The 16,456-nt window shown below is 36.8% G+C and carries 10 protein-coding genes; 7 read left to right on the plus strand and 3 right to left on the minus strand.

Annotated elements, in window-relative coordinates; genetic code table 11:
• Window positions 1-97 precede the first annotated feature (97 nt).
• The 7 genes from IWX83_RS09685 to acs all read left to right on the plus strand — a co-directional run bounded on the left by IWX83_RS09685 (window position 98) and on the right by acs (window position 10,524).
• Window positions 98-1,477, plus strand: coding sequence for a porin (locus tag IWX83_RS09685; protein ID WP_196829320.1), 1,380 nt, complete (start codon window positions 98-100; stop codon window positions 1,475-1,477).
• Between the two features lie 22 nt (window positions 1,478-1,499).
• Window positions 1,500-3,035 carry an MFS transporter gene (locus IWX83_RS09690; protein WP_196829322.1) on the plus strand — a complete coding sequence of 512 codons (1,536 nt, stop codon included), beginning with the start codon at window positions 1,500-1,502 and terminating at the stop codon, window positions 3,033-3,035.
• Window positions 3,036-3,045: 10 nt separating this feature from the next.
• On the plus strand, window positions 3,046-3,273 hold the full coding sequence (locus IWX83_RS09695; protein ID WP_073352818.1) for a DUF6814 family protein: 228 nt from the start codon (window positions 3,046-3,048) through the stop codon (window positions 3,271-3,273).
• Window positions 3,274-3,600: 327 nt separating this feature from the next.
• Entirely contained in the window at window positions 3,601-6,306 is a 2,706-nt protein-coding gene (locus IWX83_RS09700; RefSeq protein ID WP_196829324.1) for a sensor histidine kinase, read from the plus strand.
• Window positions 6,307-6,310: 4 nt separating this feature from the next.
• Window positions 6,311-6,673 carry a response regulator transcription factor gene (locus tag IWX83_RS09705; protein ID WP_073352786.1) on the plus strand — a complete coding sequence of 121 codons (363 nt, stop codon included), beginning with the start codon at window positions 6,311-6,313 and terminating at the stop codon, window positions 6,671-6,673.
• 17 nt (window positions 6,674-6,690) lie between these two features.
• Window positions 6,691-8,598 carry an AMP-binding protein gene (locus IWX83_RS09710; protein WP_196829326.1) on the plus strand — a complete coding sequence of 636 codons (1,908 nt, stop codon included), beginning with the start codon at window positions 6,691-6,693 and terminating at the stop codon, window positions 8,596-8,598.
• An 18-nt stretch (window positions 8,599-8,616) separates the two neighbouring features.
• Window positions 8,617-10,524, plus strand: coding sequence for an acetate--CoA ligase (gene acs, locus IWX83_RS09715; protein ID WP_196829328.1), 1,908 nt, complete (start codon window positions 8,617-8,619; stop codon window positions 10,522-10,524).
• 223 nt (window positions 10,525-10,747) lie between these two features.
• Here acs and IWX83_RS09720 read toward each other — a convergent pair whose 3' ends face one another.
• From IWX83_RS09720 to IWX83_RS09730, 3 genes are all read right to left on the minus strand, one after another.
• Window positions 10,748-13,636 carry an alpha-amylase family glycosyl hydrolase gene (locus IWX83_RS09720; RefSeq protein WP_196829330.1) on the minus strand — a complete coding sequence of 963 codons (2,889 nt, stop codon included), beginning with the start codon at window positions 13,634-13,636 and terminating at the stop codon, window positions 10,748-10,750.
• 73 nt (window positions 13,637-13,709) lie between these two features.
• Window positions 13,710-14,822: a SusE domain-containing protein gene (locus IWX83_RS09725; RefSeq protein WP_196829332.1), complete on the minus strand. Its 1,113-nt coding sequence runs from the start codon at window positions 14,820-14,822 to the stop codon at window positions 13,710-13,712.
• 23 nt (window positions 14,823-14,845) lie between these two features.
• The gene (locus tag IWX83_RS09730; RefSeq protein ID WP_196829334.1) at window positions 14,846-16,444 is read right to left on the minus strand and encodes a RagB/SusD family nutrient uptake outer membrane protein; all 1,599 of its coding nucleotides are present in this window, start codon (window positions 16,442-16,444) and stop codon (window positions 14,846-14,848) included.
• Window positions 16,445-16,456 lie beyond the last annotated feature (12 nt).

Consider the following 16,456-nt stretch of genomic DNA (forward strand, 5'->3'; position numbering starts at 1 on the left):
AGTACTTTACACAAAAATATATTGAAATTTTTTTCTAGAATAAAATAACTGAATTTGGCACTTTATTAACCAACCATTTAATAACCAATTTCTATTTATGAAAAAAATATTTTTTACAGCGGCAATACTACTATTGTCTCTTGAAGGATTTTCACAAGGCTCCACCGACTATGGTGCCGGACTGAAATTTAATCTGAACGAAGACGGTTCCAAATTCATGCGCGTAATTGCTTGGAACCAGATCTGGATGCGTTCCGCTCAGATGAATCCTGGAACAATGATTGGTGGAGAAGCAACATCCACTGCGACCGATATAGGCAACAGACGCTTGCGTTTTCTAGCCTATGCACAAATATCCAAAAGATACATGATCTTGACTCATTTTGGTATTAACAACCAAACTTTCATTAACGGTGGCGCAGCAGGAACCTCAGGTACTGGCGGCTATGGTGCCGGGAAAAAACCAGGTTTATTCTTTCATGACGCATGGAATGAGTATGCAGTTGTATTGCCAGAAAAAGACAAAAAATTTAGTTTCACTCTCGGTGCTGGATTGCACTATTACATGGGATTGTCTAGACTAACAATGGCTTCAACTTTAAATTTTCTAACTATTGATGCTCCTATTTTTAACTGGCCATTAATTGAAAATTCAGATCAATTTGCCAGACAGGTAGGTCTATTTGCAAAGGGGAAATATGGAAAACTTGAATATCGCTTGAGTTACAACAAACCTTATGCTACCAACTTAACTCCTGCAAACACAACGATTGCATCGAATGCCGTAGCTGTAGATAACAGTGGTATGACGAAATGGTCTAAAGCCGGATATTTTGAATACCAGTTTTTAGATCAAGAAGCCAATGTATTGCCTTTTAAAGTAGGTAGCTATTTAGGAACTAAAAAAGTATTCAACATTGGTGCTGGTTTTTACACGGCCCCTGATGCTACAAAAACTTCTGTAAACAGTACTATCAACAAACATGACATCAAACTTTTCTCTGCCGATGTTTTTCTTGATATGCCTATTGGAAAAAAAGAAAAAAAAATGGCCATAACAGGTTACAGTGTGCTATATGATTATGATTTTGGTCCTAATTATTTGCGTAATGTTGGGATTATGAATATTGGCTCAGTAGATCCTAATTTTACAGGAAATAGAGCAATTGCAGGAGCTGGTAATGCACAACCTACTATTGGATCTGGAAACATATGGTATACGCAAGCAGGTGTTTTATTACCAAATAAAGAAGCGAAACCTAAAATTCGCATCCAGCCTTTTGGTGCTGTTACCTATAAAAACTTTGATGCTTTGGAACAGTCAAGCACACAGTTTGATGTAGGATCTAACTTTTTCTTAGATGGACACCATGCCAAAATAACGGCGCAATATTCAACTAGACCCGTATACACCTCTCTAACAAATCGTTCAGGATCATTAGGAGACTTCATAGTACAACTTCAAATCTATCTATAATCAATTTTAAAAATAACAATACATGAAAGAAAAATCAACAAAAGGAATTTGGAAAGTTATTTCCGCGTCCTCAATGGGAACCATGATCGAATGGTATGACTTTTACATCTTTGGAAGCTTAGCAGTTGTAATTTCAACTAAGTTTTTCCCTTCGGATAATCCAACAGCTGCTTTCTTATCAACTTTGGCAACATTTGCAGCAGGGTTCGTAGTTAGACCGTTTGGAGCCCTTTTCTTTGGAAGATTAGGAGATTTAATTGGAAGAAAATACACCTTCATGGTTACTTTGCTTTTAATGGGTGGTGCTACATTCTTAATAGGTTGTATCCCAAGTTATGAAACCATTGGATTTATGGCTCCTTTATTAGTATTAATTCTTCGTTTGTTACAAGGTCTTGCATTGGGTGGTGAATATGGTGGAGCAGCGACTTACGTGGCCGAACATGCGCCAGTAGGACAAAGAGGATATTGGACTTCTTGGATTCAAACTACCGCAACAGTTGGTTTGTTCATCTCTTTAATGGTAATTCTTGCCACAAGAAATATCCTAACACCGGAACAATTTGACGAATGGGGATGGAGAGTTCCATTTTGGTTATCCATCGTCATGGTTGGAGTTTCGTATTTGATTAGAAAAAACATGGATGAATCACCTGTTTTCGCCAAAGCTAAAAGCGAAGGAAAAACAAGTACAAATCCTTTGAAAGAAAGTTTTGGAAATCGATACAATATGAAATTTGTATTGTTGGCTTTATTTGGAGCTACAATGGGACAAGGTGTTGTTTGGTATACTGGTCAGTTTTATGCAATGAATTTCATGAAAACAGTAATGTCCATTGATTCCTCTCAAGTGGATACTTTATTAGGAATTTCTTTGATTCTTGGCACACCCTTTTTCGTATTTTTTGGTTGGTTGAGTGATAAAGTAGGTAGAAAATATATTATGATGGGCGGAATGTTATTGGCCATTTTATTATACAGACCCATCTACAAACAAATGTACGAAACCACATCAGTAAAAAACAAAACTGAAATGGTAGAAAAAACGACTCTACTAGCTGAATTAAAGGAAACCAAAAAACAGACCATGGACTCAATCTACACTACTAACAAAGAGTATGTGGATGGAACTACTTTTCAAGAAATAAAAACCGTACATTTAGAAAACGGTGTAGCAATAATAGTGGATGGTAAAGCGAAAGTTGATACTAAAACAACGGTGAAAATTAATTCTAGTGACAATTGGGCTTTAGTATTTTTAGTGTTCATACAAGTGATCTTTGTAACTATGGTTTACGGTCCTATTGCCGCATTCTTAGTTGAAATGTTCCCAGTAAAAATCAGGTATACATCGATGTCATTGCCATACCACGTAGGTAATGGAATCTTCGGGGGTTTACTTCCTGCTATTTCAACCTATTTTGTTACCAATGCAAAAGACCTCGGCCATCCGGAATTTTATCTTGAAGGACTTTGGTATCCAATTGTTATTGCTGCAGTCAGTTTTGTAGTTGGAATGGTTTACATTAAAAATAAAGATAAAAACGCTCACGAATAAAAACACAGCTATGAATCAATTAAAAAGAATATTAGGACTAGTTTGGATTGCATTAGCAGCTGCCGCAGCCTATTTTTGCATCTTCACTTTTGGATTACCAAAATTGATGTCCGGAAAACAAGAAGACTTAGTTTTCGGAATAATTATACTCTTTATACTAACCCCATTAATTGTTTTAGGATTGGGAACCTTTGGGTACTTCTCCTTAATGGGAGATTACGATGAAAAAGACAATTAACCAAACCATTACCACAATAGACAGTCTCTGCATTAATTTGCAGAGGTTGTTTATTTTTTTAAACAAAGCCTCCAATTCTAAAACAGAATTATAAAAAAAGGCGAAAGAACATTCTGCTGAAAAGCAAACCGCATCTTCTTATGAAAAAGAGACATGAACAAAAGTTGGTTATTCTTTCAATGCTAATGCTATTGGCTTTGAACGTGCCACTTTTGCTACTATTTGACAGTTCAAAACCCCTTTTCGGGTTTCCAATAATATACATTTATATCTTCTCGGCATGGCTGTTTTCAATTGCTATCTCGTACTTAATTATAAAAAGATATTATGAATAGCATTGGACTTTTACTGATATTGGTGCTTTATTTGTCGATTCTTTTTTACATTGCCTATTGGTCTGAAAAAAGAAGCCACTCTAAATGGACAAATAATCCCTACGTCTATTCCTTTTCCTTAGCCGTTTATTGCACTGCTTGGACCTATTACGGAAGTATTGGTGTGGCAGCAGAATCTGGTTTAAGTTATTTGCCTATTTACTTAGGCCCAATACTTATAGTCCCTACATGGATGGTAATTCTCAAAAGAATCATTAGAATTTCGAGAGTAAATAAAATTTCCAGCATTGCAGATTTTATTTCTTTACGATACGGAAATAGTAGATTTCTTGGAGCATTGGTGACCATAATTTGTGTTATTGGCATATTACCATACATTTCTTTACAACTAAAATCAATTTCAGACACTTTTCACATTGTTACAAAAACACAGGCAAGTGATAATATTTTTACTGACACTACAACCTATGTTTGTTTAACTTTAGCTTTGTTTGCCTCATACTATGGCACAAAATACGTAGATGCTTCGGAAAAAAGACGCGGCATTGTTACAGCTGTTGCTATGGAATCTATCTTGAAACTCGTTTTCTTTTTAATCGTAGGTATTTATGTAACCTATTTTGTATTTGATGGATTTGATGATATTTATCAAAAAGCCTCTGTGCTTAAAGATTTTGACAAAAAAAATTCAATCGGTGGCATAACAAATGGCATCAACTGGTTTTTTCTTTGTATATTATCCATGTTTGCTATTTTCTTATTGCCAAGACAATTCCATACCGCCATTGTGGAAAATAATAAAGAAACGCACATTCGAACAGCCATCTGGCTATTCCCCTTGTACCTATTACTTTTTAACCTTTTTGTATTTCCAATAGCTTGGGGCGGGAATATACTTTTTGACGGCAAAGGCCACAATTCAGATACGTATTCACTACTAATTCCACAGTTTTTTGATAATAATGTATTGACTGTTTTAGTCTTTCTAGGTGGGTTTTCGGCAGCGATTTCGATGATAATCGTCTCTTCCATTGCACTTGCCACCATGCTGAGCAACAACCTACTGATTCCGTATGGCTTTATTGGATCATTGGAAAACTCATCACAGAAAAAGAACAATAAACGAATTGTAAACAGCCGTAAAATAGGAATATTTTCACTTATAATTTTGGCCTACGCCATCTATCGAATATTCATTTTAGATTATTCTCTAGTTTCCATTGGTCTAGTAGCTTTTGTAGTTATAGCACAATTGGCTCCTTCCTTTTTTGGCGCTATATTCTGGAAAAGAGGCTCTAAAAACGGCGCAATTACAGGAATGCTTCTTGGTTTTTTTATCTGCGTTTATACGCTTTTGATCCCGTATGCCATGGGGCTTACAAAATCCACGAGCCTTTTCATTCAGGAAGGACCTTGGGAAATAGCACTATTAAAACCGTTTCAGCTTTTTGGTTTGGATTATTTAGAACCCATACCACATGCTGTGTTTTGGAGTCTATTAATTAATATATTGAGTTATGCAGCGGTATCAGTGAGTTTTAAAGGAAATTACAGGGAACGTAATTATGCCGAAATGTTTGTAGATATTGACAAATACATCACCAATCACGAAAATGCTTTTGTATGGAAAGGAACTGCTTACATCTCGGACATACAAAAAGTATTGCAGCGTTTCTTAGGAGAAGAAAGGACTAAAAGAGCCTTGACTATTTTCAATTTAAAATACAATGTTGATAAAGACATCACAACAGCGGATGCTCGATTTATAAAATTTGCCGAGAATTTATTAACGGGCCATATTGGCACGGCTTCCGCCAAAATATTAATCTCGAGTGTTATTAAGGAAGACAAAATTAGCCTGCCGGAGGTGTTGCGAATTTTAGAAGAATCACAAGAAAACCTGATCATTAATAAAAAACTGACAGACACTTCCAATGAATTAAAAAAAATATCGGAACAACTAAAAAATGCAAATTTAGAATTAGTTAACAAAGACATCCAAAAAGATGAATTTCTAGATACCGTTACGCATGAGCTTAGAACCCCGATTACGGCCATTCGAGCGGCAAGCGAAATCCTTCATGATGACGACGATATTCCAGAAGAGTTGAGAAAACAGTTTTTACAGAATATTATTTCTGAATCGGATCGTTTGAATCGTTTGATTGATAAAATACTGGATTTAGAGAAATTTGAAACTGGGAAGCAAAAAATTTACTTGTCTAAAAACAATATTTCAAGAACCATAAAAAACACCTTGGATTCCGTTCAGCAATTGATCAAAAATAAAAAAATTAGTGTTGAATTCAGTAGTGCCTCCACAGAAATAAAAGCCTTTTATGACGAAGAGCGAATCATTCAGGTCATCCATAACTTACTGTCGAATGCCATAAAATTTAGTGCCGATACCGATGGAAAAATAGTGATTTCGATTGATGAGAATAAAAACAATATTGAAGTCAAGGTCCACAACAATGGCAAGGGAATTAAGAAAGAAGATTTCGAAGCCATTTTTGATAAATTCTATCAATCTCGCAACCAGAACGTAAAAAAACCAATAGGAAGTGGATTGGGATTAGCCATTTGCAAACAAATTATTGAGCATCACAAAGGCAAGATCTGGGCCGAGGATAATGTAGTGGAAGGCGCCACTTTCGTATTTACTTTACCCAATTATAACACAGCAGAAAATAGTTAACAAGATGAAGAAGATTTTAATTGTAGATGACGAACCTAACATAGTAATGTCACTGGAATATACGTTTAAGAAGAATAATTTTGAAGTTTTCATAGCTCGCGATGGTCAAGAGGCTTTGGACATTTTAAAGAAACAACTTCCAGACGTAATTATTTTGGATGTGATGATGCCTATGGTAGACGGCTTTGCAACATTGGAACAAATAAAAAAAGACGAACGCCTGCGGCATTGCAAAGTGATTTTTCTATCGGCAAAAAATAAAGAAAAGGATATTGAAAAAGGCCTCTCTTTAGGTGCAAATTTATATGTAACCAAGCCGTTTTCGATCAAAAAACTGGTCGATCAAGTTCATGAATTAATTCAATAAGAAACAAATTCAACACAATGACATACAAGGAAATTTATGAAGAAAGCATCGAGCACCCAGAAAAATTCTGGACTAAACAAGCTGATGCTATTGAGTGGTACAGTAAACCGGAGACTATATTATCGAAAGATGACAATGGATATCCGCTTTGGTACCGAGATGGAGAATTGAACATTTGCTATTTAGCAATCGACAAACACATACAGGATGGCTATGGCGATCAGACTGCTATTATTTATGATTCGCCAGTAACGCAAACCGTAAAAAAATACACGTACTCGGAAGTCAAAACCGAAGTCGCAAAATTAGCTGGAGGCATGCAATCCTTGGGTTTAAAAAAAGGCGACACTTGTGTTATTTATATGCCTATGATTCCTCAAGCAGCTTTTGCGATGCTGGCTTGCGCAAGAATTGGCGTAACTCATTCGGTTGTTTTTGGAGGTTTTGCACCCCATGAATTAGCCATTCGAATTGATGATTGTAAACCCCGATTGATCATTACAACTTCCTCAGGAATTGAGATTGATCGTTTAATTGCATACAAACCATTAGTCGATGAAGCTATTGAATTAGCTTCACACCGCCCTAAGAAAGTGATTGTTTTCAACCGAAAATTAGGTGCAAGAGTTCCGTTTAAAAAATACGATGTCGATTACGATGCACTGGTTTACGGATCAGAGGAAACAGCCTGTGTTCCCGTAAATACAACGCATCCTTTGTATATTCTATACACATCAGGAACCACAGGAAAACCAAAAGGCGTAGTAAGAGATACCGGTGGCTGCGCCGTTGCATTGAAGTTTTCGATGACACATATTTACAATGTTCAACCAGATGAAGTTTTTTGGGCTGCCTCTGACGTGGGCTGGGTGGTTGGACACAGTTTTATCGTTTATGGACCTTTAATTAACCGAAGCACGACGCTTATTTTCGAAGGGAAACCTATCAGAACGCCCGATTCTAGTACTTTTTGGAGAATTATTGCAGAGCACAAGGTCAACGCCATGTTTACAGCCCCAACAGCTATTCGAGCTATCAAAAAAGAAGATCCTGATGGTGAATTTATAAAACAATATGACTTAAGTTCTTTAAAAACGCAATTTTTAGCCGGTGAACGTTGTGACATTGCTACATTAGAATGGTATCAAAAACACATTCCCGTTCCTGCAATCGACCATTGGTGGCAAACAGAATCTGGATGGCCAATGATTGCCAATATGATGGGCGTAGAACCTTTACCCATAAAGCCAGGCTCTGTAGGAAAAGCAGTTTGTGGCTATGACATTAAAATTTTTAATGAAGACGGTACAGAGTTAGGTCCTAATGAAGAAGGATATGTAGTGCTAAAACTACCTTTGCCTCCAGGAACTTTATTAGACTTATGGAAGGACAATCCGCGTTTTAAAGCAGGTTATTTAAATAAATTTCCGGGCTATTATTTCTCTGGTGACGGTGGCTTTAAAGATGGCGAGGATTATATTTTCATCACAGGAAGAGTAGACGACGTAATCAATGTTGCCGGACATCGCCTTTCGACAGCAGAAATGGAAGAGATTGTTTCTTCTCATCCATCAGTGGCAGAATGTGCTGTGATTGGTATCCATGATGCATTGAAAGGGCAAATTCCACTCGCATTGGTGGTGACCAAATTAAATGCTGAAATGGAACATTTTCAATTGGAACAAGAAACAATTAAATTAGTGCGACAACAAATTGGGGCCGTAGCCTCGCTCCGAAACGTGGTTATCGTAGAACGATTGCCCAAAACACGTTCTGGCAAAATTTTGCGAAAATTGATGCGAAGCATAGCCGACGGTGAAAATTTCCAAATCCCATCTACTATTGATGACGAATCTATTGTGGATGAAATTGCAGCCGTTTTAGCAAAACACGAAATTGGAATCTATACTACAAAACAAGAATAACTAAAACTATCTATACCCATGAGTTACTATAAAATTAATAATTTAGAAGAATACTTTAAACATTACAAAAAATCAGTGCGTGAACCCAGAAAATTTTGGGACAAAGTAGCGTCTGAGAATTTCACTTGGTACCAGGAATGGGACAAAGTAATTGATTTTAATATGGCTGATGCCGAAATAAAATGGTTTACCAATGCCAAAGTAAACATTGTCAAAAATTGTATTGACAGACATCTTGCCAAAAAAGGGGATAAAACAGCTATTATTTTTGAACCAAATGATCCTACAGAACAAGCATTACATATTTCTTACAATGAGCTATACGAACGCGTTTGTAAAATGGCTAATGTATTAAAAGAACAAGGTATACAAAAAGGAGATCGGGTTTGTATCTACTTGCCAATGATCCCAGAACTTGCGATTACCACGTTGGCCTGCGCCAGAATTGGAGCCATTCACTCGGTTGTTTTTGCAGGATTTTCCGCCTCGGCAGTTGCAGCAAGAATCAATGACAGCGAATGCAAAATGGTGATTACTTCTGATGGTGGCTATCGCGGCAACAAAACCATCGATTTAAAAAGTATCGTTGATGAAGCCTTAGTGAATTGTCCTTGTGTAGAGAACGTTTTAGTGGCTAAAAGAATCAACTCAACTATCAACATGAAAGAAGGTCGCGACCAATGGTTGCAGCCTCTTTTAGACCAAGCTTCGGATAATAATGTAGCTGAAATCATGGATGCCGAAGATCCTTTGTTTATCCTTTATACTTCTGGTTCTACTGGAAAACCAAAAGGAATGGTACACACTACAGCGGGTTATATGGTCTATTCCGCTTATACGTTTAAGAACGTTTTTAATTATGAGGACAATGATATTTTCTGGTGTACCGCTGACATTGGCTGGATTACAGGACATTCCTATATTCTTTATGGACCATTACTAAATGGAGCCACAACTGTAATTTTTGAAGGCGTTCCTTCTTATCCTGATTTCAGTCGTTTTTGGCAAACGATCGAAAAGCACAAAGTTACTCAGTTTTATACTGCTCCAACAGCCATTAGAGCTTTGGCTAAAGAAAGCATCGAATACGTGCAACGCTATCAATTAACATCTTTAAAAGTAATTGGATCTGTAGGAGAACCTATTAATGAGGAAGCTTGGCACTGGTACAACAACCACGTAGGTGATAAAAAATGTCCTGTGGTGGATACTTGGTGGCAAACAGAAACGGGAGGAATTATGATTTCGCCCATCGCTTTTGTAACGCCAACAAAACCTACTTACGCTTCACTACCGTTACCGGGAATTCAACCTGTTTTGATGGACGAAAAACGGAACGAGATAGAGGGCAATCAGGTTACAGGCAGTTTGTGTATTAAATTTCCTTGGCCAGGAATCGCCAGAACCATTTGGGGCGATCACCAGAGATATAAAGAAACGTATTTCTCTGCCTTTCCGGGCAAATATTTCACGGGAGATGGCGCACTGCGTGACGAAGTAGGATATTATAGAATTACGGGTCGCGTTGACGATGTAGTCATCGTTTCCGGACATAATTTAGGTACAGCACCAATAGAAGACGCCATTAATGAACATCCTGCTGTTGCCGAGTCAGCTATTGTAGGTTTCCCACATGACATCAAAGGGAATGCTTTGTATGGTTTTGTGATCTTAAAAGAAAGCGGAGAGTACCGCGACAGAGAAAATCTAAGCAAAGAAATCAATCAACACATATCCGATCATATTGGACCAATTGCAAAATTGGACAAAATACAGTTCGTTTCTGGCTTACCAAAAACCCGTTCTGGAAAAATTATGCGTAGAATTTTGCGCAAAATTGCCGAAGGAGATTATTCTAATTTTGGAGATACCTCAACGTTATTGAATCCTGAAATTGTAGATGAAATCAAAGAGGGTAAAATTTAGTTTTTAGTTTTAATTGTAGTTAAAAACTGCTTCTTCATTGGAGCAGTTTTTTTATACAAAAAAAGCTGTCTTTTTACAGACAGCTTTCCTCACTAATTCAAGGATTCTTTTACCAATTATAGTTTTACTAAAAGCGTCTGGTTTAGCACCAATAGCTTATACTTATTTTTCACTATCATTTTAAAACCCTATCTTTTTTAACTTTTTAGAAACAATAAAAGTCTTAATTTTTTAAAAATTTCAATACTTTTATTCTATTATTTTCATCAAATGTTTTTACGATGTAAAGGCCTTGATTCAAGTCACTAATCGAAAAATGATATCCTGCAGCTTGACTTGCCTCAAAACTTTTAACCATTTGTCCAGTAATCGAAAAAATTTGGACTTTAGCTATCGGTTCATTTAATGTAAAGTAATTTGACGCTGGATTTGGGTACAATACAATCGATGGTGCTTTCTCATAATCGGCTATTGCTAAAGAGGCACTTTTGTTTCCGTAAATTTTAAATTCTCCAGGTTGCAAGGTAATTGCCGCTGAGGTACTAATCACATTAATAGAAGTATTATCCATTAAGTCATACCAAGTTCCTGTATATGGAAATCCGGAAGGAACATTTTGCGGTATTACATTAAAGTTAGCGACAATCAAAACATCTTTCAGCTGGCTTGACGCCAATGCGCTATTCGTGATTTTGATATTTGGAAATAACGAACTACTATTATTAATTGTTGCCGTTCCAGAAAATACTGGTTCTACCGTCTTCATCGTAATCATTTTGGCCCAATCATCATAAATTTTGCTTCTGTTGGTATCTCCAAGCCAATTGGCTGTCCATTGCGGTTGTGGCTTAGTGTCTAATTTACAATCACCTGATGTTGCATCAGACGGTGAATTTACACTACCATTGTTACAAGAGAATATAGAGGTATCCCAACCCAGTTCTCCAAATTGCCAAATCATTTTTGGTCCTGGAACCAGCAAAGAAACGGCTCCTAAAGCGGACATTCTAGACAATGCAACGTTTAATGTTTTTACATTATGATCCGGGTTTGAGTTATTGCCTGATTGTAAATTATTGTACATCAAGCGCTCTTCATCATGACTTTCAGCATAACCCATCAATCGATGTGCAGTAAATCCTCGGCTTGAAGAACTCATTCTAGAAATGTTACCTGCATACCCTTTGGTTAAATTATTATACTCCGAGGTCAATATTCCCCACATCATAACGCCTTTACTTGGCGTTTCGTTCAGTCTGTAATTGGCCCATTGTTGTTCTTCATCATTACCGCCCAAATGTTCAAAAATAACATAATGATTTGCATCTAAACCCCAAGAATAGTCTGCATATTTTTGCAATACTTCTACCCTATCTTGTTGCTTGTTACCCGTACAGTTTTCTTGACCACCCAGTACGTTCGCAGGACAGTTTTGGGTAAAACCTTTGGTTAAATCCCAGCGGAATCCGTCAATTTTATATTCTTCTACCCATTGTTTAATGACACGTTGAACATAATTTTGTGTTCTAGGTTGTTGGTGGTTGAAATCCTCCCCTACACTATAACTATGCATTGCAGTAGTATTAAAATATGGATTTTCGGTTGAAGGAGAACCCCAACCATCTCCGTCAGGATCATTCATCCAAATCCGAAGCATTGGATTTCTTCCAAAAGCATGATTCAAAGCGACATCAAGAATAACGGCTATTCCGTTTTGATGACATAAATCAATAAACTCTTTCAACTTATCTGAAGTACCATAAAATTTATCCAATGCCATGTGAAAAGAAGTATTGTATCCCCAGCTTTCGTTGCCTTCATACTCCATTACAGGCATTAACTCAATCGCATTTATCTTCAAATTTTTGAAATAATCGATTTTATTAATTAAGTCTTGATAGCTTCTGTTGGCATCAAAGTCCCGAACCAATAATTCATAGACTACTAATTTTTCTTTAGCTGGTTTGATAAAATTTGTTGTAGCACTACTCCATGAATACGGAGTTTTTCCAGTTTGCAAAACGGTAACTTCTCTTTCTTGACCAACTGGATAGACCGGCATATTTGGATATTTGGAAGCAGGAATCCCACCATCATCAAAAGGAGACAAGACTAGAGTTGAATATGGATCTGCCGTTTTTACCAATGAAGGTGTTCCAGCAATAGGAGTTTGGTCCACTACCCAGTATTGGTATGTATAATTAGTACCTGAAACTAATCCTGTTAGTTCCAACCAAAACTTACCCGAAGCCGGATCTTTTTTCATCGCAAAAGAACCTGTAGGTTGCCAATTGTTGAAACTTCCAGCAACATATACAAAGTCTTTAAATGGAGCATCTACAACCAAAGTCGCTTTTGTAGCATCGGTAGTATTGTAATTAATTCCATCTACTAAACCTGCTGGCAATGCTGCACTAACCACATTTGGATTCACTATGGCACTAAACTTTTTGGTGATTATAGTTGTTCCTTGTGTAACTTGTAATTCGTAATTCTGATTCCCATTAATAGCAGAATGATTAAAAGCATAACTGGAAGTTGCAGCATTTGTATTTAAAGTTGTACCGTTTGCTTTTAATACATAACTGGCATTTCCACCGGTATTAGTGGCTGCAATACTCAAACTTCCGCCTGATGTAATTATGGTCGCGCTATTTTCCTTAGGAGCAGTTAGAGTCACTTGAAAACTTCCTACTTCAGCTAATATATCTTGTGATTTTTTATCTCCTGTACCGTCTTTGGCTTTGACCAAGAAACCGATTCTTCCTATTCCATTTCTGTTGTAAAAGGTATTAGGAGTAATGGTTTTTGTATAGGTGTCTGTACCAGCGTTATAGGTAAATCGGTTCGCTTCATTGGATACAGTCCAAGCACCATTTGTAGGACAATCAGCAATGTTGGCATCATTGAGATCAAAAGACCATGCCCACATGTACAAAGCATTTCCAGTTACTCCCCAATTTGATTCCATAAAACTACTTCCATTTATAGTAATAGTTATAGAAGTCGTTTCTTCGAAAGTAGCTGGATTAATGCTATGAGTAACTGCTTGTTGTTGAGCAAATGTTGCTATTGAACAAAAAAGCAACAGTAAAAGTATAATTTTTTTCATAGTTCGATTATGATTAAATTAGAAAATAAAAAAGGGCTATCACACAGATAGCCCTTAAATTTTTTAAAACAAATTATTCTTGATTTGGCAACATCAAATAGCTACCATCTAAATCATTGAAATAGATTTTGTATTTTGATTTAGCTACTGGAATATCTCCACCACTAGCACCATTACCTGTAAATCCAGAAAATTCCGTATCGCCTCCCCAGTTTTTATCCCAAGCATTATTTGCTCTAAATTTCCCTTTCCCATCAAATAAAGAAATATTCATCGACCAAACATGTGGACTAAATGCTGAAACAGTCATTTCCGAATCATCTCCAGACCAACCTGCATCAGTACCCGTTCTAGATGATCCCAAGAAACCAATTCTTGAATAAACTGAAGCCGCAGCAGCGTCATAAGAAACTAAAGTGTACGCTAACGTTTCGACATTAAATGTAAAAGTGTAGTAACCTGAAGCTGAAATTGTAAATTCACCTGCATTATCTTTAATTTCAATAGTGTTATTTCCTGCATTCCCTAATTGAGAAGCCCAACTTCCTTTTACAGAAATTAGTTTAAAATTACCGGCATTAAAGTAACCTGTAAATTTATAAATTTTTGGATTTACTCCACCTCTAAACATAGGTTGGTGTTTTGTGTCAGCATTATTATCCCAACCACCTTCAACTGCAGCACCTATCAAATACCAATCTGTAAATGCGTATGGAACTAATCCTGTGTATGGATTCACTAAAATAGTCAATGGAGTTTCAGACATCATTTTTTCCATTCCAGCTAAACTTGACATTACTTTAACATCATAAGAACCTAATACATCAGGTGTTCCTCCCAAAGCAATTATTGCGTTGTTTAAAGTTTTAACCGTAACCTCGATTTGAGTAGCACCAGAAGTTCCTCCTATTTCAACTGCTTTTGTAAAATCACCCCCTTTAACGTCGATTAGAAGTTTGTATCCAATTTCTACATTTCCATCGTACGTTGCTTTCGTCCAAACAAAACGTTCTGCAACTTCTTCTGCATTTTCTTCTAATAAAACATACGCTTTATCATTTTCTGGCGCAACTAATTCAGGAGTATCAATTCCCTGAATTACTGGTCTATCTTCTACGTCCTCTACGCTACAAGACAAGGCAAGTACCGCAAATAAAGCAATTACTGATTTAGTTATATTTTTCATTTTTTATTTATTTTTTATAGTTATTAATATCCAGGGTTTTGTTGTAATTTATTATTTGATGACAATGCAGTAGCAGGAATAGGAAATAAATTTCTAAACGCTTGTGTTGGCGCTCCACCTGCTACGTTTCCTTTCCAAGGCCATAAGTAGCTACCGCCTGAAAATTTACCAAAACGAATTAAATCCGTTCTTCTATGTCCTTCCCAGTGTAATTCTTTTGCTCTTTCGTCAAGAATTAAAGTTGCACCTGTTGCATCAGCAGTAAGCGTGTTTATCATCGAAGCATTTGCTCTGGTTCTCAACGCATTTACATACCCTCTAGCCGTTCCAAGATCTCCTACTTTACCAACAACGGCACATTCAGCATACATTAAATAGGCATCGGCTAAACGGAACATTGGAAAATCAGAATCAGAGAAATCACCTGACTTATCTGAACCTTGAACACCGTTTACTGTTACATTTCTAAACTTTTGAATAGCATATCCATCCGTGAAATTACTAATATCAACAATTTCTTTCGTTTGTCCATCTGTGTAAAATTGACCTCTTGAATCTGTTGTGTTTGCACTAAACTTGTCAACAAATGCTGCTGTTGTTCTGATTCCAGCCCAACCACCATTGATTCCAAATTCAGAAGCTTTCATAGAACCACCTACTGGGGCATGTGTCAAGAAAGTAGTTCCACCGTACGTTTGTGTTCTAAGACCGTCAAAGGCAATTGTGAAAATAAATTCATTTTGAGCTCCGTTTCTATCATTGTCTGCAAAAAATAATTGGTTGTAATTGTTGTGCAATGCATAACCTGAAGCAATAACTTTATTGATCAATGGCAATGCTCCAGCATAATTATCAGTTCCAATGTATACTTTAGCATTCATATACAATTTTGCTTGCAACATCCAAGCAGCTGCTTGATCTACTCGATACGCTTCATTTGATTTTGCCGCTTTCAATTCTGGAATGATCGCAGTTAACTCCTCATCAACAAATTTGTATAATTCTGCTCTTGTAGCATATTCAGGATAGTAAAAGGTCGTTGGTGAATTTTCAGTTACTAATGAACCTCCACCAAACATATCGATTAAATGCCAATAGGTAAATGCTCTAATGAAACGTGCCTCAGCTCTGTACGTATTAATTTCTGCTATCAAAGCAGCATCAAGACCTCTTGCAGCTAATTTTTCATCGGTAGTTTGTCTCAAAAACTCGTTACAGTTTACGATTTGGAACGAAAAACGTGCAAATGTAGCTGTGATAAAACGGTCTAATGAAGTCCACGTTTGTGAGTGAAGATCTTTTATTGTTCCGTCATTCCAAGCAATAACTGCCTCATCCGTAGTCAATTCCTGCATCAACCAGAAACCTCTAATATATTGACTTTCCCCTTCATCAATTCCAGAGATATCAGGAGAACCAGCAGCCGTTTGACCTGAAGTAGCAAATCCTGCATATAATTTAGCTAAATTTTGTTTGTACGATTCTGGCGTGCTAAAAAATTCTTCACCAGGAACAGCAACGTTGCCCTCTGGAGACTGGCTTAAATCATCTGTACACGATGGGAATAATAGCACCAACAGTAACAATGAAATACCCCATAATTTTGTTTGTATCTTTTTCATTTTTCTTGATAT

It is taken from the genome of Flavobacterium sp. CG_9.1 (assembly GCF_015751645.1).
GTDB classification, from domain to species: domain Bacteria; phylum Bacteroidota; class Bacteroidia; order Flavobacteriales; family Flavobacteriaceae; genus Flavobacterium; species Flavobacterium xanthum.

Bases quoted from the DNA above. Each gene is read 5' to 3' on its own strand.
- IWX83_RS09685 (WP_196829320.1), top strand. From the start codon at position 98: ATGAAAAAAATATTTTTTACAGCGGCAATACTACTATTGTCTCTTGAA.
- IWX83_RS09690 (WP_196829322.1), top strand. From the start codon at position 1,500: ATGAAAGAAAAATCAACAAAAGGAATTTGGAAAGTTATTTCCGCGTCC.
- IWX83_RS09695 (WP_073352818.1), top strand. From the start codon at position 3,046: ATGAATCAATTAAAAAGAATATTAGGACTAGTTTGGATTGCATTAGCA.
- IWX83_RS09700 (WP_196829324.1), top strand. From the start codon at position 3,601: ATGAATAGCATTGGACTTTTACTGATATTGGTGCTTTATTTGTCGATT.
- IWX83_RS09705 (WP_073352786.1), top strand. From the start codon at position 6,311: ATGAAGAAGATTTTAATTGTAGATGACGAACCTAACATAGTAATGTCA.
- IWX83_RS09710 (WP_196829326.1), top strand. From the start codon at position 6,691: ATGACATACAAGGAAATTTATGAAGAAAGCATCGAGCACCCAGAAAAA.
- acs (WP_196829328.1), top strand. From the start codon at position 8,617: ATGAGTTACTATAAAATTAATAATTTAGAAGAATACTTTAAACATTAC.
- IWX83_RS09720 (WP_196829330.1), bottom strand. From the start codon at position 13,636: ATGAAAAAAATTATACTTTTACTGTTGCTTTTTTGTTCAATAGCAACA.
- IWX83_RS09725 (WP_196829332.1), bottom strand. From the start codon at position 14,822: ATGAAAAATATAACTAAATCAGTAATTGCTTTATTTGCGGTACTTGCC.
- IWX83_RS09730 (WP_196829334.1), bottom strand. From the start codon at position 16,444: ATGAAAAAGATACAAACAAAATTATGGGGTATTTCATTGTTACTGTTG.